We start from the raw sequence: 18,434 nt of genomic DNA, 5'->3' as shown, positions 1-18,434 counted from the left end.
AGGAAAACGGGGAAGTTGCAATCCGTTTGATTTCAAATTCGAATGCCAAAATTACTCCTAAACTGCGTATAATCCAATTGTCTGTTCAAATTGATTGGGCAATCGTATAAGAAATATTATTCCTGGTTCGGGACCCTGCTGGCTACCTTATTGAACCAATCCTGGATGCTCAAAACCTGAATTGCAGGTTTAGGGAGATGTTTCTACCTGTTTGCGCCACACCGAATGGACGGTATAGGGACATGTGGTCCAGAAAGTAGGTATCGAGGATATTGTTTGCTGCCAGGGATACATCCAATTCCTGTTGCCAGAGGTTCAAACTAATCCCGGCATGCAGACCCAAAATATAATACCCGGGCGTGGATTCCTCCAGGGGAGCCGGTCGGTTTTGATCCAATACCAGACTCCCTGTCACGTTTACATAGGGCTGCTTGAAACTCCCGTAGTCACCGAACGTAAATCCAAGGTCTTGATTCCATCGAAAGGCCGGAATGTACGGCAAATAGGTTTGGTCCGATCTGCGCTTCCCAATCACCAGGCTATACGAGGTAGTCCCGGAAAGCCCTGGTAGGGCCGACGGATGAATAGCAAGCATTACCTCTCCTCCGTAGAGTCCCGCATTGTCCTGCTCAAATTTCCAGACAGTCAGGTCGCCTCTTCGTTCGTCTGAGGGGGCAAAATAAATGTAGTTGTTTACCCGGTTGTAAAAGACCTCCGCGGAAACGGAAAAATCGGCAACCTGGTACCGTATCCCGAAATCCGACTGAATGTTTTGCTCGCGGACGAAATCAGCGCTTCCTTGCTCAAACCGGGCCGTGCCCGGATGCGGACCGTTGGAATACAATTCGGCCAAATCCGGCGCCCTGAAACCAGAGGCCACATTCAAGCGGAAACGCCAGGACTCCGTGGGGCGAAACGTAGCTCCCGCACTGCCGGTGATTCCATCAAACGACCTGCTAAGTTTCCGATCGGCCGGCGAACCGGGAAGTTCAAAACCGTAGTTTAGAAAATTTGGTGCACTGGCGTCGGCTGTCACCTTGCGGTAATCGTACCGGAGCCCCCCCTGCACGACCCAGTGCGGATCGGAATAATTCAGCAAGGCGTACAGCGATCGGTCGTCTTTCACGGCATCCGGAATTAATATCTCCGCCGCATCTACGTAATTCACCGTACGCAGCAAAAAACCCTGAACCCCTACGATCGCTTCGATCTTCGGGCCAAGGGATTTGTAGTACTTGATGTCGTACATGAAATTGCGTTGCCGTAAGCCCAGGTCTACCCGGGCAAAATCATCCTCTGTTTCCTCCCGAAAATTCCAATGGTAGCCAAACGTGGCTTTTAGTTTGTCTTCTCCCAGAAAAACATTGGTCTCTGAGTTTAAAAAATGGTCCGAAACGTCTTGAAATGGCAACTGAAGGGCTCGGTCATTTCGCGTGGTTACCAGTGCCTCCTGATTATTCTCATCCAAAATCCCCAGCTTTTGCTTCAGGTAGGTATACCGGATTCGGGTGTCCCCCCAGTTTTTTCTAAGGCCCACCCCCGCTTTGATGCCTTGCGTTTGGAAGCGGGTGTTTCCAATGGTGGCACCCGATCCGTCCTGGTAGTCCGCATGGGATTCGGAGGCTCCCCTCAGGGACCAGAGAAAACCATCCTCCGACGCTCCTTTGATCCCGGCCTCCATTCGCCGGCCGAGGGAGTTGCTGTACACGCGGGCCTGCACGTCGCCGGTCACTTCTCCGGCGGCTGCATCGGGCGCTTCGATCAAATTTACCACCCCTGCCATGGCTCCAGAGCCGTAAATAATGGACGCAGGGCCCTTAATGATTTCAACACCCGAAAGGCCCGTTTCGGTAAGGCCAAGCCCGTGATCTGCCCCCCATTGTTGGTTTTCAAACCGCGCCCCCTGGTAAACGGACAAAACCCTGCTGAACGATAGGCCCCGAATCACGGGCTTGCTGATACCCGGCCCCAGGGAAACCTCGCTCACCCCGGGTGTTTTTGCTAACCCGGTCATCAAACTGGGGTAGGGATTTCGGAGAAGGGATTGCTTGTTAATTTTTTCGATAGAAATGGGGGAACGTTCCCTACTCATAATGTAGCCGGCAGAAACCACGACCTCGTCCACAGAGGCAGTCGCCGATTCGAGCTGAACGTCCAGCGTGGATTGGTTGGCAGCATTGACTTTTTTCAGGGCAGTGGCATATCCCACATAGGAAAACTGGATGGTAAGGTTTCGGGATGGCAGCCCATCGATCCGGTAAAGACCCGCTGCATTAGAGATGGCGCCTCTCCCAAGCTCTGGCACAAAAACCGTGACGCCAATGAGCGCCTCGGAAGTATCCCCGTCGCGCAAGGTTCCTGACAGTGCATGGGTTTGTGCCCAGGCAGCCGGGACTAAGGGCAGGAGGAAAATTCCCAGGGTAATTAGGTAATTCATAGCGATTGGATTAAATGAAAAAAGCCACGACCAGTGCCGGTAGGCCAAAGAAAAACTCCCCTGTTTCCACAAACGTTTGGAAAAAGAGGTCAGTGGTAGCGAATGGCCGGGGGCCCCCTCAAGGACAGGGTTTCCCGGAACTGAACACCGGGATGCTCCAAGGGCAAAAGCGGCCGGGGGACATCGTACACGTGAGTAGCTTCATAGACAAAACCCAATCGGTCAGGCAAAAAAAACTGCACATGCGTCAGCATGTCCAACAGTAAGATCTCATTTTCGGAATGCTCCCGGTTTTGCTCGTCCTCTTCGGAAAGAAAGGGATGGGCGTGACGGATTATTTCCCCCGACTCCAGCACGTGCTCGTGGTAAAAGATCACGTTATTGACCTGCATCATACCGAGTACAAGCAGCAATCCATACGTAACATTCGGCACTATTTTTCGAATCAATCTCAAAATTCAGCAGTCAATGAACAACAAACTTACGCATTAATTGGCAAGGCAGCAATGGAAACAAAAGATAAGTCTTATTTTTATTTTAGTCTTGTCTAACAATAAGCACCTAAGGAGTTCGGATTTCTATTTGGAAGTTTAATCGCTTATATTTGTGTGAGATGGATTTCGATTACAGACCCGCGACCTATTTCAATGGAACAGGAGCGAGCGCGCTGCTCGTAAAGCTCACCTATCCCGAAAGCCAATGGGGAGAGGAAATATGTATTTTCGCTACCGCTTTGGATGGCGAATTATTTTTTGAAATCGTGGACTTTTATGGCAACGAATACCAATCCAAGCCGGAAGTTTCCAAAAGACCCCTGAACCTTCAGGAGTTGATCTTATTGATCGAGTCGCTGGAAGTAGATCCGGAAGCAGAAATCGGAAACATCAACCAAACGCTGGCTGGTATTCCAATCGCCGAAAGCGAACTTTATCCGCAACTAAAAGACTATTTTGCCCAAAAACGGGTTCACTTCGGATACAGGTAATCGATCGCTTTTTACCTGCTATTTCTGAGAAATTACGTAGTTTTGCCCGCAAGTCTATCCCATGTCAAACATACTGCTTGTCCTTAGTTCCATACTGGTTGGCGTATTCCTCCAGAGAATTAAGGAATTTCCGACCGACGCTCCAAAAGCACTGAACGCCTACCTCATCTACGTAGTGTTACCGGCTGTTTCCTTGCTGTATATTTCCAAGTTGGAACTAAGCCCTTCCCTGCTATTGCCGATTTCTGTGGCGTGGATCATCTTTTCGCTCAGCTGGGTGCTGTTCGGCTATCTGGGAAAAAAACTCGGCTGGAAAAGAAATACCATTGGCTGTCTGATTATTTGCGGCGGACTCTCCAATACCGGTTTCGTCGGCTATCCGATCATCGAAGCAATCTACGGTGCCGAAGGCCTAAAAATCGCCGTATTGGTAGATCAGCCCGGTTCGTTTTTAGTAGTCAGTAGCCTGGCGATTATAGTTGCTTCCCTGTACGGTGTCGAAAAAATGCGGAAACGAGACATCTCTAAACGAATGCTGGTCTTTCCCCCGTTTCTATTTTTTCTGATGGCCTTGTTGTTGAACGTTTTTCAAGTAGAGATACGCGGGGTGGTGCAGGAAATTCTCGAAAGTTTTGCTGCCACGCTAACGCCCATTGCACTGATCGCGGTGGGTTTGCAAATCAAGATAAAACTCAACGATATCAAGGATAATTTCCTCTGGTACGGGCTGATTCACAAACTGCTGCTGGTACCGACCGTAATTTTCTTGGTGTATTTTTGGCTATTGCGACCGGAGGGAGAACAAAACCTGATATTCAAGGTAAGCGTAATGGAAGCCGCAATGGCTCCCATGATCACCTCTTCCATCATCGCTACCAATTACAACCTTCGACCGAAACTGGCTTCCCTGTTGGTGGGCATTGGCATCCCCCTGTCGTTCCTGACTTTAACGGGCTGGTATTACCTATTGGAGTACTTCCGGTAGTGTTATTCCGGGTCTGGATTTTCCTCTCCGGTAGTTTTTTTTCGGTTTGTAAATCCTCGTAAGAGATTTTTGACCTCGTTTGCCGCCTTTTCTTTGGTTTCTTCGACCAGCCTGGAGGCTTCCTGCTCCACGCTATCCCGCGCGACCGCTGCCTTTTCTTTTACCTCCTGCCGCAAACTGTCCTCCCGTGCTTTGAATTCAGCGGCGATGTTTTCTTCGGCAGTTGCCTTACCTCCTGATAGCTGCTGTTTTATTGCGTTCGAAACGTAGCTTTCCAGACTTTCCGAGGATGCCAAGGAAATTTCCGGCCGTCCATAGGTTCCCCCCAGGGTAATTGCCAGTGGAATGGTGGTTCCAGAAAGGTCGGTTCCCACTAACCCACCGACCAGACCGGTTACCTGTGGACCAAAGGTATCGGCCGGTATTGCTACCGTCACCAGGTAATTGATCCGGCCATCAAATCCGGTACTACCCTGAACGTTGGCCGCATAATTCCATAGCTGCAGCTCAAAGCGCGCTACATGTAGCATGCCATCGTTGATGTCAACGCGGATATCCAAGGGCTTCAACCGAAGCGCTGCTGCATCTTTCAATGGGGTGAGGTTTGCGATTCCTTTTATCAGCGGACTCTCGTTGACTGCGGTTTCGCTGACTGCGATTTGTCCATTCCCGTCCAGGCTAGACAAAACAGGCAGCATATCCTGTCCCAGAAGTCCGGAAAACGCAAATTTGGTTGCAAAGGTCCCAGCCACATGCTGCGCAATCGGCGCAAAGGTTTTTATGGTAGTAAATGACTGAAAGGCTTCCTGAATACCCATCCCGCCGATATCCAGTTCCATGGCAAACGAGGGATGGATCAGGTCCCGTGGGTCGTACGTGCCATCGAATGCAAGGGAGCCGCCCAGGGCACGGGTGGTAAATCCATCCAGGCGCAATACGCCGTCTGCCAACCGCAACGCTCCGCTGGCATCGGTAAGGGAAAGGTTATCGTACCGAATCCGATCTGCCTTCACGCGCATGGTGAAGTCTACATCTGTTGGCAACGGAACCACTTGTAGGCTACTGCTATCTTCTTCGGTATTTTCAGAAGCGGTCATCCATTCATTGACGTTGAAGCTACTGGAATAGAGATCCAGGTTGCCTTTGAGGGCCTGTCCCGCTGCACCAAACAGATAGCCCATGTAGTTCGCAAGGGCCCCCGTTGCCTCCAGGGGGCTTTCCCCGAAACGGGCGTCAAATTTGGTCAGACGGATACTTTCCGGGCTGAAATCACCAAGTGCTTCATTTATTCGTATCCCTTGGGGATACGTTTCATCCGCATAGTAAAAATCAAGCACCTGCAGCTCTCCGCTAGTCTCAAGTGCTGCAAAACGGTTGGCTTCTATTGCTTCGTAACTGCCCTTCGCATCAATCGCTGCCCGCACCTTTCCTTCCAGCAGGGTGTTTTCCAATGGAAAAACGGATGCCAATTTTGCCAGGTCCGCTGCCCCACGCAGGGAAAAATCGTACCTCATGGCTTCCAGGTCTTCCAGCATTAACCTTCCGCTTACGCTTTCGCCTTCCAATTCGAAACCGAACGTCGACACATTTACCAGCAGGTCCCGCATCCTCCCAGACGTGTTTTCTGCGTTTGCCCGAAAGTGGATACCTTCGATGGGAGCTGGGTAATTGTCACTCTTTACGTACCCTTCCTCAAAGGTGAAGTCGGCAGCTAGCTGTGGGATTTCCCCGGCAATGCTGTCGTACCTCCCCGCTGCTTTCACATCCAGAAAGAGTTTTCCTTTGAGCTCAAGCCCCTCCATCGGGAAGATGGAGGTCAACTCCGCCAAGTCCAGGTTCCCTTTGAGCCCGGCGTCCATTTCGTAACGAAGGAGGTCTTTTAACTGAAAGTGTCCCACGACTGGCTGGTTGCCAAACTCCAGGGAGAATCGGGAAAGGTCCACCGAGGTACGGTCCAGATCTCCGGTAGCATTGGCTACCTTCAAATCCAGGTTCACGTGTTGAACCGGCCGGGGAAGATCCGGATATTGAAACATCCCATCATTTACGGTCAACGCAAAATCAAATCCCGGAAAACTTGTTTCACTGTACACCCCGCGAACGGCTCCTTTAAAATCCATGGACCCAGAGGAGGTCAAATCGGAAAAGGAGTCGGAATAAATTCCAGGTACGAGCGACAAAATGCTCTTAAAATCGTTGTTTTGACCAGAAAAAACCATATCCATCTCGATCGACTCCTCGGGCATCGCCAGGAATCCATCGATCCCGAATCCAAATTCGTTTAGTTTTAACAAGGCATTTTCTGCGGAAAAGCGCATGTTTTCCAGATCCACGTTAATTTTTGAGTCGAGTGTGAGAAATTTGTCCGAAAGGTATTCCACTCCTTCATAGGTTACATTCACTACATCCATCGTACCCTTCAGCTGCAAATCGTAAACGTCCAGCGTCAGGTCTCCGCTACCCTGCAGATCAATGCCTGACAAGGCCATCAGGTAGTCCAGCGAACGGTCGTCGTAAATCAAATCTACATTCTTCACGTCTATCAGGTCTATTCCCATTTGAAAGGACGACGCTGCTGGAGCCGATTGCTCCACCGCATCCTCTTCCATGGCGATTAAATAATTTGCCTGCCCGTCCTCAAGAACCCTGATCGTAAGTTGCCCATCTTCCAGGTGCACACCTTTGAGTCGGGGGTTCTCCTCAAATAACACAGACCAAACGTCCACGTCTACGTGGAGAGAGCCTACCTGGATCAGGGTGTCGTTCTGAAACGGTGGGTTGCCTTTCACCCCAAAGTCTCCCATGCTTGCTATCAAATAGGGAAAGTTTTGAAACACAGTCAATCCGACTTCATTCCGGTCGTAGTACACCTGTGCGTTGACAGAAGCGGCCAATTCCCGATCCAGCATATCGAAAATCTTATCTTTAAAGAAAAAAGGAACAACGGCCAGTACCAGGAGTAAAATGGCGCCGACTGTCAGAAATGCGAAAATGAGTTTTTTCATGGTAGTTTCTGTCTAAAAATTTACACGTGCTATCCATTAGTTTATTACGTGATTTTGGGCACGAAGTATACAAATGAATATGCAAAAACAGTACCGTTACCTAACGGCAACAAAAATAATCTGAGGTAGGTCTAAAAATGGGGAGGGGCCACAAGGCCTATACGGACATCAACCGAAAATGGCAATCGCCTGATTTTGAATGAGAAATTTCCTTGCTTAGGTGGTACACTGCTTCTAGCAAACAGGCATTTTTAATCATTCCCGCGTCAATCGCCTTAAATCCGATAAGCTCGATAAGTTTTTTTAGCAAGATCCGATCGTCCCTGCTATCCCCACAAAAGTAGGTTTCCTTTATTAGCTCGAGCGGATCGGACTTGGGATAATCCAACCCCAGGTTATTGAATGCTTTAAACAAGCGTTCGTGACCAGTTTCCTTTCGGATATACGTGGTATTACAGTTTAGATTTTCGTCGTGTAGGCCATTGGTGCAGTCGATGTATAATTTTTCATCAGTCCCGTATTCCTTCAGGTAATTACAAACAACGGGTAAAAATTCATTCTCACAGCAAATCAGAACAATATCCGATGCAGTGATCGCGTCCGCATAATTCAGTACATAATGATTCTGCATTCTAAGAATTTTCCACTCCACCTTTCGGGTACTGAATCCCTCTCGGACCCCAAATACCACATCCATCCCTCTCGCGATAAACTTATTCCCCAAGTTGGTCGCAAGGTCGGTACCTCCTATAATTCCTATATTCATTTTATTTATGTTATGATGCATGTAAACTCCACTAATAAACCGTTTGTTTGAAAACCGCGGTAGGTACAAGCCTTGGGTGATTTGGTCACTACTTGGTGTTTCGTATTAAATGTTTGAAAGCTAATCAATTATAGCGAAAATACAAATTTATTTTTCAAACGCTTAAATATTTTTTTTGAAATATGTTTTTTGCAGTTAGTCACAAATTCCAAAGACCAATTATTTCTTACTAAAGTTCAAAATAAGTGGTGATTGCATCCAGTAGGTCTTGGTGGACCTTTCCATTGCTGGCCAGAATTTGTCCTCCAAACAAGTAATTTTCACCGCCACGAAAGTCAGTAACCTGACCCCCGGCTTGTTTTACGATCAACGTACCCGCAGCCACGTCGTAGGACTGCAGGTTATACTCCAGGTAACCCTCTACCCTTCCGCAGGCCACGTAACACAAATCTACCGCGGCAGAACCGAGCCGTCGGAGCCCGTGGGTGTTTTTTAGAAAATGGGCAAGCAAGTCAAGGTACTGGTCTGTTTTTCCTCCGGCATCGTACGGAAAGCCGGTCGCAACCAGGCTATTCCCCAGGTCCGCTGCAGTACTCACCCGAATGGGTTGGTCATTGCAGGTCGCTTCCGATCCCAGACTGGCCGCAAAACACTCGTCCAAATTGATTTCGTATACCACCCCGGAAAGGACTTCGTTTCCTCGGGCCAGGGCGATTGATACGGCATAGGTTGGAATTCCGTGAACAAAATTGGTGGTCCCATCGAGGGGATCGACAATCCAGGTGAGTTCCTGTTTGTCATCGGAACGGGTCCCCTCCTCCGTGATAAACCCCGCCTGCGGAAGCAATTCGGCCAATCCCTCGACGATGATCTTTTCCGCTCCTTTGTCCACGTACGAAACCAGGTCATTAAAGCCCTTTTGCTCCACTTTTTCGCGATTGAAGCTCTTCCCTTCCTCCCGAATGAATGCGCCGGCATGCCGGGCCAGCACGGCTACTTCCCGGGTGACCCTTTCCAATTCAAGTTTGTCCATTATTTTCCCGAAACCGTGATAACGATTTCTCCTTTATGTGTATGTTCATTATAGTAATCTAGAATTTCCATCAGGCTGCCGCGGATATTTTCCTCATGCATCTTGGTCATTTCCCGACTCACGCAGGCCTGCCTTTCCGGTCCAAAGGTCTCGGATAACTGTTGCAGGGTCTTTAGCAGCCGGTGTGGAGATTCGTAGAAAACCATGGTCCGTGTTTCGTCCTTCAGGGATTGTAGGCGGGTATTTCTTCCTTTTTTATGCGGCAAGAAGCCTTCAAATACGAATCGGTCGTTGGGCAGCCCGGAATTGACAAGAGCGGGTATGATGGCGGTGGCGCCAGGGAGGCTGCAAACCTCAAATCCTGCGCCAATGGCCTCCCGGACCAACAAAAAGCCAGGATCTGAAATCCCGGGGGTGCCGGCATCCGTTATCAAGGCGAAAACCATCCCTTCACCCATTCTTTTTAAAATCCGGGAAATACTTTGGTGTTCGTTATGAATGTGATAGCTTTCCAACGGCCGTCGAATGGCATGGTGTTTTAGCAACTTACCGGACGTTCGCGTATCTTCTGCTAAAATCACATCCACTTCCTGGAGCGTTTCCAGGGCCCTAAGTGTGATGTCCTTCAGGTTGCCTATTGGCGTGGGTACCAAAAATAGGCTCGTGGAAGCACTTTCCGCCATTAGAGTATCGCCGCTATGGCTTCTGCCAATTTTCTATCTTTTTCTGTAATGGTATTGCCCTGATCGTGGGTTGTCAGTTCTATCTGTACCTTGTTGTAGACATTGCTCCAGTTGGGATGATGCTCGTGAGCCTCGGCGAGAAAGGCTACACGCGTCATAAAGGCAAAAGCCTCCTGAAAGTCCTTAAACTCGAATGTTTGTGTCAACTTATTATCTTCTTCTTTCCACATATCTTGGTTGGTTATAGTGATACTACTCCTTCAATTTTTGCAGCCGCTTTGTACACCTCGATGATCGATTGGCTGTCTGGCATCATTGCCTTGATGGTGGCACTGGTATATTTTCCCTTCGATGAAACGCGTAATTTCATCTCATGGCCAGGCAATAAGGCAGCTACTTCTCCTTCTTTGCCGGTGGGCACAATAAACTTAAACATGTACAACGCAGGAAAACTGGTTTGATTTTCCAGTTTTTCCTTAAATGAATCGGTATCGAATTTACTGCTCATATACGTGTGCAACGATTTTTACAGCAAATTAAATCCCTAAAAACCAAAAAATCCCATCCTTCGAAAAGGATGGGATAAAATTTTTGCTTAATTCTGGTATTAAAAGAACTTATACCGATAATCCTTTACTTCTGCCAGCTCTTCCATAGCCATCATGATCATGTAGCCCGTTCGCTGGGAAGCATTTGCCGTCAATTCGTTTTGATAGCGGGTGTAGTCGGCTATTTCGGATGCGGGGATAATGTCGTTCAATTGGGCAACGATGACACCAATATCCTCTTGGATCGGATCGGTCATTTCCCCGGACTCGCGTAATCCAAAAATGGCGCCAACTGCCTTCGGCGCAAATCCTACACCAGGCAATACGCTGGCGTTCATACGTAAATCAGGTGTTGACCCGATGGATGCATCGGGGAAGACCTCTTTAATCGCCTCCAATGTTTCCAAACCGGATATTTTCTCCTTAATGTACGCTGCTTTCTTCTCGTTTTTCAGTTGGTTGGTCGCCTGAGCTTTTATCTCGGGATTGGCAATCGTTCCGTCACCCTCCTCTGTCTTGCCGGAAAGCAACGCCACCACGTAGGCATCATCGAGTTCGAAAACGTCAGAAACTGTACCCACTGAAGCGTCATTGAATGCCCATCGAACGATCTCCCGGGCACCGGTCATGTTATTTAACGAGCGAGCTGTGGGCCCCACACCAATGGCTGACACTACCTGGTAATCCTCCTTCTCGGCGTTTGCTTCGAAGGTGGTGGCATTGGTAGAATTTGCCGCAAAGTAATCGGCATTTCGGAATATGTCGTTTCGGGTATTGTCACTGGCAATCAACTCCAATTCCAAAACAGCCAATTTTTTGGTTTCTGTCTGCGGCATCTCTGTCACCTTGATGATGTGAAATCCGTATTCAGTTTCCACCAGTCGGTTGATTACCCCTTCGCTTCTTGCACTGAAAACGGCATCGGCAAACTCCGTGACAAAATCATCCCGGAAAAACCATCCCAGATCCCCGCCTCGCTGCGAGGTAGCGTCTTCGCCATACTGTGCGGCTGCAACCTCAAAGTTTCCGGTTTCATTGACTTCCTCCAACACTTCCTGGGCCCGGGCCCGAACTTGTTCTTTGGCTTCGCCTTCCAATCCTTCGGCATTCAACAATATGTGACTGGCCCTCATTCGCGGCGCGCCATCGTACCTATCGGAAATCTTATAGGCTACATAACTGGAATTATTGCTCAGAAAAGGACCATACACCACTCCTGTCTCGGGTTCTTCTACATTGTTGCTAAAGTTCACCGGAAGCGGATCTCCCGGGTTGATGGTTTGGAAAGGATTCTGCGCTTCAGAGTTCCGCACCACAAACGCAGAATCATTGGATGCCTCCCTCAGTTCGGCGACAAGGCCATTGATTTGTTCCAGCGTGGCAGCGGAATCTTCCGGGCTAGGATGAAGGGGAAACCGTACGTAACGCAGTCCCCTGCTTTCCGTAACTTTAAACTTTTCTTGGTTTTTGCTGATATACGATCGGACTTCGGAATCGGATACCTGTACCAGTGAATCGGAGACGGCATAATACGGAATCTGTATGTGCCGTACGTCGGCAATGGTATTCGCCATTTTATGCTGAAGCTGCCCCTCCGTCGTCGTGGCGTACTCTGAGGTGGCCAGAATATTATCGTATTTGATCCGTAAACGGGAATCGGCAAATAACTTTTCCTGTTGCGCCCAAAACATTTGCTGCTGAGGATCCGCCGTTTGAAGAGATTGAAGAAAGGTCACCAATTGATCCCGGTCGAATTCTCCGGTTTGGGGGTTGGTGAGCTGCCGGCGCAATTCGCCAATGATGTTTTTTCCCTGCACCATGTCGACCAGTTCCTCGTCCGAAACGACCAAGCCTAGTTCCTGGTATTGTTGGGAAAAGATCTTTTCCACGATCAACGCCTGCCAGGCCTGCTCCCGAATACTAGACAACTCGTTTTCATTGGGGTTTCTACCCGTATTTTGCTGAAAACTCATTTTGGTCTGTTCGATTTTCTGAACGTATTCGTCATAGGAGATGTCTTCTCCGGCTATTTCTCCGACTGTGGTCCGACTGGACCCCAGAATAGTGGAATTTGGGCCCAAAATGTCCCCGCCTACCAAAAAGAAAATCAGTCCCACCGCAATCACACCGATCGCAAGTCCCGTCCTTTGTCTAATTTGTTTTATTAATGCCATTATCCTGTTTTTTGCAGTGTCGCAAAATAATTACATCTGAAGGTAAATTCAAAATATTACCTCATCTATAAATCAGTTATTTCTGCGACACGAGTTATTCCTCTAATTTAATTTTTATGGTATCGATCCGGTGGTCCTGTTTGGAAACAACCGTAAAGGTAAATGGACCGTAAGTTACCGACTCTCCCTTTTGCGGAATGCTCTCCGTTAGCGACAGAATAAATCCAGCCAACGTCTCAAATTCCCCTTCGGGAAGGTTCCATTCGTATTTTTCATTGATGTAGTCAATCTCGTGCCGGGCACTTAATAGGTACTCCTGCTCGGAAATTTTTTGCTCGATCAGGTCATCGCTGTCGTACTCGTCCTCAATCTCCCCAAAAATCTCTTCGATGATATCTTCCATACTGACGATCCCGCTCGTTCCACCGAATTCATCCACTACCAGGGCAAGGCTTTTTCTCTCCTTAATAAACTGTACCAATAATTCGTTGGCCAGGGCGGACTCGGGTACAATGATGATTGGGGTCAATATGTCCTCAATGGACTTCGGTTTTTTAAACAATTCCAGGTGGTGACAGTACCCGATAACATCGTCGATCGTTTCCTTATAAATGATGATTTTGGAGTGCCCGCTTTCTACAAAAACACTTTTTAAATCGGCAATGGGATCTTCTACTTCCACAGCCACGATATCCGTCCGGGGCACCATGCACTCCCTGACTTTCACTTTCTTGAAATCGACCGCATTATCAAAGATCTTGGCATCGATGTCCACGTCCTCACCTTTGGTATCCAGGTAGTTTTGGATGAAGCTGTTTAAATCGGTAATGGTAAACGCCGGCCGGTCTTCGTTGTAATCCAGTTTCAGCACTTTAGTAATCGTAAATTTGGAGAGCCCCACCACTATCCAAACTACGGGGTACAAGAAGTAATAGATGAGTACAAAAGGGAAGGAAAAAACCGTCAACATACTGTTGGGGTTCAGAATAAAAATGCTTTTAGGGATGAATTCCGCCGTAATCAGTACCACAATGGTAGAAACGACGGTTTGAACTACCATCACTCCCGCCTGGGTATTGATCGCTTCGGGCAAAAGGTACCCCAAGGGTGGCCCCAACAAATACGCCATAAAAATACCATATAAGACCAGACTGATCGTGTTTCCCATCAGGGTGGTCCCGATAAACTGGCCGGGGTTTTGAATGAAATTGGACAAAATCCTGCCGGAAATTTTCCCTTGCTTGCTTTGAAGCTCAATGTGCAGGCGGTTTGCCGACACAAATGCAATCTCCATTCCCGAAAAAAGCGCGGAAAACAATAAACTTACCACGACCAGGAGAAAATACTGCTCATCCATTGGACTTACGTTTTTTTGATTTGTTGCCTTTTTGCTCCTTTTTTTTCTCTGCCTGTTCGTCCTTATTTCTGCGGTACATGTGCCAAAACAGCAACATCACCGCAAACATAAAAAACGGATACGATGCCACGATGCCTGTCTTCATGGTGAGGTGGGCGCCAATAACCACCATGGCAGCGGCTAAAGATAGTAAAATGGTACTCGTCAATTTCATTCGTACGACTTAAAGTGCATTTTCGATTTCCCCGCTCACATTTGTAAATGTATACTCGTTAAACCCCTCATCAGCCTCCATCCCGGTTCCTTTGATAATCTGATCCGGCTCTTCTACAGTAACGAACTTTTCCGTGTAAATTTTTTTCTTGCCCGGATCCCAAAATAACTCCTCGGAAGATAATTTTTGTTCCTTCTTTAAATTCTCTACCTGTACGTCCCCTTCGCCGCGGTACAAATTATTTTTACGGTCATAATATCCCCGATCGGCGCGAATCGTCGTGCTCAAGGTCCCATCTCTGTCAAAGAAGTGGATCACGATGCCTTCCGGAAACTCGGTATCCCGATTCAAATATTCAAGTTGTTTCGCTGCCATCAATTTGGTTCGTACCAACGCCGAATCGCTGTGTAAGAGCTCAATTTCGTGGCTGATGCGGTAGGGGCCCTCGTAATTCTCCAATTGGCTTTTATCCACGTCTTCCCGACAAGAAAACAACGCGCCGAAAAGGAGGATGCCCCACATCCATGCCTTCGGAAATACAACATGCCAATTCATTTCTGACAAGCCGCCAATCCCACAGCGATTTATTTTGAAACTCTTATGGTTCATATACCGGTGCAAAGATACGTACAATTTTCAGAGGAATATTCAATAGCGAGGAGTATTCCTATCCAGCTTGACGAAGCAATCCGGCATAGGGTTTTATTTTTTCCTCCCATAGAAATCAGTGAGCGTAAATGCAAAAAGGCGGTAGTGCTACCGCCTTTTTTTTGTTTATTGGCTAACTCGGACTACACAGAGAGAAAGGTAGTCCCGGACACATCAATCTCTGGTTGCGAGGGTAACCGTCTGGCCTACCCAACAGCCGGTACTAATCGTATCGCCTACCTGGAATCCTTCGGTAAAGAGTTCTTCCTTAGATGGGAACCTTGATTTTGCATTTGCCATTCCCTGGCTATCGCCCGCCCGTGCATAGGCGTTGTAGGCTGCAATGTATATGGAATAATCTTTCACCCGGCTCTGACCTCCTTTGCAATCGTTAGACGAGGACATGATCAAGCCTCCGATAAAGGAATGCGCGTCGGATTCTCTCTCTTCATTCAACTCCGCTGCTTTCAAGGCAGAGGAGCGGGCCTGACTTTTTCTTCCCAGGTTGGCATGAACTTTTGCCATATCCCAGTGAATTTCCGCTTTTTGCTCGTCGGTTTCGGCAAGCGTCAGTGCTTTTTCGAACAGCTCACCCGCTTTTGCGTATTCTGAATTTTGCATGTAACGCATGCCCCGCACCTGAGAGGTACTGAACGTAGGGCTGTCGTTATCGATGGTCTCAAGTGCCTTCAGGAAAATATCGCTGCTGGTACACTTCTCTTTGATCGAGTACTGAAATATCTGTTTCGCTAGCTTCAGGTTCGTGGGGTCCGCTGTCAACTTGGGGCCCATGTTGTTTTCGATAAACTCACAGTTGATAATATCCATCGCCGCCAACAGCTGCTCGAGCGTTCCCTTGGAGGTGGCTACGTTTTGACCGGCAGCTTCGTCTTCGTCAAGTTTGGTCATGATGAATTCGTACTTGCCGATCACTTCATCTGGGGTGTACGCCTTGTTAAAAGCGAAGTTTCGGTAGACCGCATCGAAATACGCAGCGTTCAATGACGATGGCTCCAGTTTCCCGTGGATTTCGATGGTTCGTTCAAACAGTTTCGTCGCAATGTCTACTTTGTCTTTGTTGCCTTTGTAAAACTTGTACGCGTAATATGCCTTGTTTGCGATCCATTGTGGTTCGTTGTCATATAACTCGTTTCGCAGGTCATATATCGTCAACACCGAATCCTGGAAGGAAGCGATCTCTGCTTCGTCCGTTGCCAGTTCAGCGGCACCTTCGTAGACTTTTACGCCGTTGATGTAAAGCGCCTCATTCAAATCCGGCGCGTTTGTCAATAACCAGTGCAGGGGACCTTTGGCTTTTAGGAACTCCTCTGCTTTCATGTAGTCATTGTAAGCCGCATTGTATTCCCGGGCCTTTGCTTCCATTGCCTGATCGGATGGCCAATTCCAGTTGTCTTGCGCCTGAACCAGTCCAACCATGAGGAAGGACAAACATCCCATAATTGCCGATTTAATTTTCATGTTTGTCAACATCATTCAAATACTTTTTTGTAAAACCAACTGTTGTCATTTATTGAAATTCCTAACGAAACTTTAAAATAATTTTCTCTTACCAACCCATCACTGACCGTTCCTCTGGTGCCTACCTTAACCGCCACATTTAATAAGGATAGGCTGTACACCGGTATGCTGGTACCAAAATTAATGCCAATATCATCAATTTGGTTCTGGTTCAGCAGGTAGGGAAGTCGCTCGTATTCCAGGCCAGCCCGGAACGTAGACCTGCTCAACATGCTCTCCATTGAAAAGGCATTCGGTATGTATTGCCCCCCCAGTGCCAGTTTAAACGCATTTTGCAGATTCCCCTCACTGGCATTAAAATCCCTAAAATCGGTAAAATCCTGAAACTGCGCTTCTACTCCTATAGCAAATTTATTAATTTTTTCATAAGTTACACCATAACCTATCTTATTAGGCAGGAAAATACTTCCCGAAATATTATCTGCCAGCACATCTCCGGGTGAATTGGGAATGCTAGCTTGGCCCGATTCTGCCATTTTTGCAAACTCTTTTCCATTAATATCTCCATACATGTGATAGATGGCGCCCAGATTCAGGTATTTTTCATCTCCCAGCGGCTGCGCATAAAAAATACTCGCCTTGAAGGTGACGTCGCTGAACGTCAGTCGTTCGTAATATTCCGAAGAAATACCGATTCCATTCATGGCCGTATCCAATAGATCCAATTGGTTGGTACGGATTGTCGATCCAAAGGTGTAAGCACCTTCCAAGCCCAGGCTTAGGCTCTTGTACACCTGAAAGCCGCCCTGCAGGTAGACCTGACTCAACCCTCCCCTGCCTTCGATAATGTTCTGCGCCACCAAATCCGTATTGGTAACTGGAGAATTGACTGTAATGTTATAATCAACCCCGGTTAACTGGTTCAATCCCAGACCCATGGTAAACTTTCGGGGGATCACGGGAAAAGACATGGCCACATAACTGAGGCCCCCGCCGTCCAATTGTTCGGAGCTAGATTCGGTGGCCGCAGACATTTGGTTGTAGTTCAATGCGGCCTGAAAACTATAGGCCGTGTTTTTTACCGAAATCGCGGGATTGACATGATTGACGCTGTAACTATTGCCAAAGCTAATTCCCATGCCCCCCATTCCCTGGTTTTGGGTCAGTCCGGAATTATTAAAAACCCCTACTCCCAGTGAACTGTAGGTAGAGGAGGAAAATTGTGCAAAACTGGTATGGTGAATGACCGCAAATCCCAGGAAAAATCCCAGGCTGGTCACAAGTAGTTTAGTTCTCGACATTGTATGTTAAAATTCTGTCCAATCCGTATAGAACCAAATTGGGGATTACAAATATGTGGTCTTTTGTTAAGCTTTCAAAGATTTCAGCATCTCCACCACAAATAAAGACCTTTACTTTGCCATAGCTCGCAGTAAACAGGCGAATGTACTCGTGTATTTCTCCCAGTACGCCGTGATAAATTCCGGACTTCATGCAAGTGCGTGTGTCCCTTCCTAAAAAGAAAGGAACCTCCTGTATCGGTTCCACCAGTGGAAGTCTCGCCGTAAATGCATGCATGGCCCTGGCCCGCAGTCCCATGCCGGGTGAAATCGCTCCCCCCTGGAAATTGTCGGAACCATCCATAAAGTCGTAGGTGATGCAGGTGCCAAGGTCTATGCACAAGACCGCTCCGTCTGCTACGAATGCCCGTGCACCAATCACCGCTGCCAGCCGATCCAGCCCCAAGGTGTTGGGCGAGCGGTAGTGGTTTTGTATAGGCAAGGGGGTCTCTTTGTCAAAAAACAAAAACGGAAAGTCAATTTTTTCCCTCAGGTCTTCCTCTGTCCAGTTTACGGACGCTATGAGTACCCTGTCACCTGCCGCAGGTTGCAACATGTCTGCCAGTGCTTCGTATCCGGTAACCGTAGCCGAATCTAGCAGTTGCCCCTGCATGAAGATCCCAGCTTTAATTCTGGTATTCCCGATATCTATCACCCAATTTCGTCTGTCTGGCATTGTCGCTTTCCAAAAACCCGTTCAAAATTAGTCATTTTACTTTGGAGGGGGATCGGCTACCTATTATTTTTATCTTTGGTAAGCGGTTTTTAACAAACTTTAAC

At 47.9% G+C, this 18,434-nt stretch carries 17 protein-coding genes; 2 read left to right on the top strand and 15 right to left on the bottom strand.

All coding sequences use genetic code 11. The features are described 5' to 3' along the window. Positions 1-169: 169 nt before the first annotated feature. Both BMW71_RS10835 and BMW71_RS10830 read right to left on the bottom strand, forming a co-directional pair. Positions 170-2,437 (bottom strand): TonB-dependent receptor, encoded by a 2,268-nt coding sequence (locus BMW71_RS10835; RefSeq protein ID WP_092173536.1) that lies wholly within the window; start codon positions 2,435-2,437, stop codon positions 170-172. Between the two features lie 89 nt (positions 2,438-2,526). After that, a complete protein-coding gene (locus tag BMW71_RS10830) occupies positions 2,527-2,886 on the bottom strand; it encodes a hypothetical protein (protein ID WP_092173534.1) in 360 nt (119 codons plus the stop codon). 164 nt (positions 2,887-3,050) lie between these two features. On the opposite strand from BMW71_RS10830, the gene BMW71_RS10825 reads away from it, so the two are divergent. Further along, positions 3,051-3,422, top strand: coding sequence for a UDP-glucuronosyltransferase (locus BMW71_RS10825; protein ID WP_092173531.1), 372 nt, complete (start codon positions 3,051-3,053; stop codon positions 3,420-3,422). 61 nt (positions 3,423-3,483) lie between these two features. Next, entirely contained in the window at positions 3,484-4,407 is a 924-nt protein-coding gene (locus BMW71_RS10820) for an AEC family transporter (RefSeq protein ID WP_092173528.1), read from the top strand. A gap of 2 nt (positions 4,408-4,409) precedes the next feature. Here BMW71_RS10820 and BMW71_RS10815 read toward each other — a convergent pair whose 3' ends face one another. From BMW71_RS10815 to BMW71_RS10755, 13 genes are all read right to left on the bottom strand, one after another. Beyond that, the gene (locus BMW71_RS10815; RefSeq protein WP_092173526.1) at positions 4,410-7,412 is read right to left on the bottom strand and encodes an AsmA family protein; all 3,003 of its coding nucleotides are present in this window, start codon (positions 7,410-7,412) and stop codon (positions 4,410-4,412) included. Between the two features lie 157 nt (positions 7,413-7,569). Continuing rightward, positions 7,570-8,178 (bottom strand): NADPH-dependent F420 reductase, encoded by a 609-nt coding sequence (locus BMW71_RS10810; RefSeq protein WP_092173523.1) that lies wholly within the window; start codon positions 8,176-8,178, stop codon positions 7,570-7,572. Between the two features lie 229 nt (positions 8,179-8,407). Then, a complete protein-coding gene (locus tag BMW71_RS10805) occupies positions 8,408-9,211 on the bottom strand; it encodes an inositol monophosphatase family protein (RefSeq protein WP_092173521.1) in 804 nt (267 codons plus the stop codon). Beyond that, entirely contained in the window at positions 9,211-9,894 is a 684-nt protein-coding gene (gene rsmI, locus BMW71_RS10800; RefSeq protein WP_092173518.1) for a 16S rRNA (cytidine(1402)-2'-O)-methyltransferase, read from the bottom strand. The genes BMW71_RS10805 and rsmI overlap by 1 nt, the downstream gene beginning before the upstream one ends. Further along, positions 9,894-10,124 carry a 4a-hydroxytetrahydrobiopterin dehydratase gene (locus BMW71_RS10795; RefSeq protein WP_092173515.1) on the bottom strand — a complete coding sequence of 77 codons (231 nt, stop codon included), beginning with the start codon at positions 10,122-10,124 and terminating at the stop codon, positions 9,894-9,896. Before BMW71_RS10795 ends, rsmI begins: the two co-directional genes overlap by 1 nt. Positions 10,125-10,135: 11 nt before the next feature. Continuing rightward, positions 10,136-10,402: a DUF493 family protein gene (locus tag BMW71_RS10790; protein ID WP_092173513.1), complete on the bottom strand. Its 267-nt coding sequence runs from the start codon at positions 10,400-10,402 to the stop codon at positions 10,136-10,138. Between the two features lie 99 nt (positions 10,403-10,501). Then, complete coding sequence (locus BMW71_RS10785; RefSeq protein WP_092173510.1) at positions 10,502-12,616, bottom strand: peptidylprolyl isomerase; 2,115 nt, start codon at positions 12,614-12,616, stop codon at positions 10,502-10,504. 94 nt (positions 12,617-12,710) lie between these two features. Then, positions 12,711-13,973 carry a hemolysin family protein gene (locus BMW71_RS10780; protein WP_092173508.1) on the bottom strand — a complete coding sequence of 421 codons (1,263 nt, stop codon included), beginning with the start codon at positions 13,971-13,973 and terminating at the stop codon, positions 12,711-12,713. After that, positions 13,966-14,187, bottom strand: coding sequence for a hypothetical protein (locus tag BMW71_RS10775; protein WP_092173505.1), 222 nt, complete (start codon positions 14,185-14,187; stop codon positions 13,966-13,968). The genes BMW71_RS10780 and BMW71_RS10775 overlap by 8 nt, the downstream gene beginning before the upstream one ends. A 9-nt stretch (positions 14,188-14,196) precedes the next feature. Then, positions 14,197-14,742 (bottom strand): LPS export ABC transporter periplasmic protein LptC, encoded by a 546-nt coding sequence (gene lptC, locus BMW71_RS10770; RefSeq protein WP_241684825.1) that lies wholly within the window; start codon positions 14,740-14,742, stop codon positions 14,197-14,199. 267 nt (positions 14,743-15,009) lie between these two features. Continuing rightward, entirely contained in the window at positions 15,010-16,314 is a 1,305-nt protein-coding gene (locus BMW71_RS10765; RefSeq protein WP_177179642.1) for a hypothetical protein, read from the bottom strand. 11 nt (positions 16,315-16,325) lie between these two features. Beyond that, positions 16,326-17,615 carry a BamG family beta-barrel-assembly machinery protein gene (locus BMW71_RS10760; RefSeq protein WP_092173498.1) on the bottom strand — a complete coding sequence of 430 codons (1,290 nt, stop codon included), beginning with the start codon at positions 17,613-17,615 and terminating at the stop codon, positions 16,326-16,328. After that, positions 17,602-18,330 carry a type III pantothenate kinase gene (locus BMW71_RS10755; protein WP_092173495.1) on the bottom strand — a complete coding sequence of 243 codons (729 nt, stop codon included), beginning with the start codon at positions 18,328-18,330 and terminating at the stop codon, positions 17,602-17,604. Before BMW71_RS10755 ends, BMW71_RS10760 begins: the two co-directional genes overlap by 14 nt. Between the last annotated feature and the right edge of the window lie 104 nt (positions 18,331-18,434).

Source organism: Cyclobacterium xiamenense (assembly GCF_900109255.1).
Lineage (GTDB): Bacteria > Bacteroidota > Bacteroidia > Cytophagales > Cyclobacteriaceae > Cyclobacterium > Cyclobacterium xiamenense.
The sequence above is the reverse complement of the archived record's forward strand: the minus strand, read 5'-3'. Positions and strand labels throughout refer to the sequence as shown.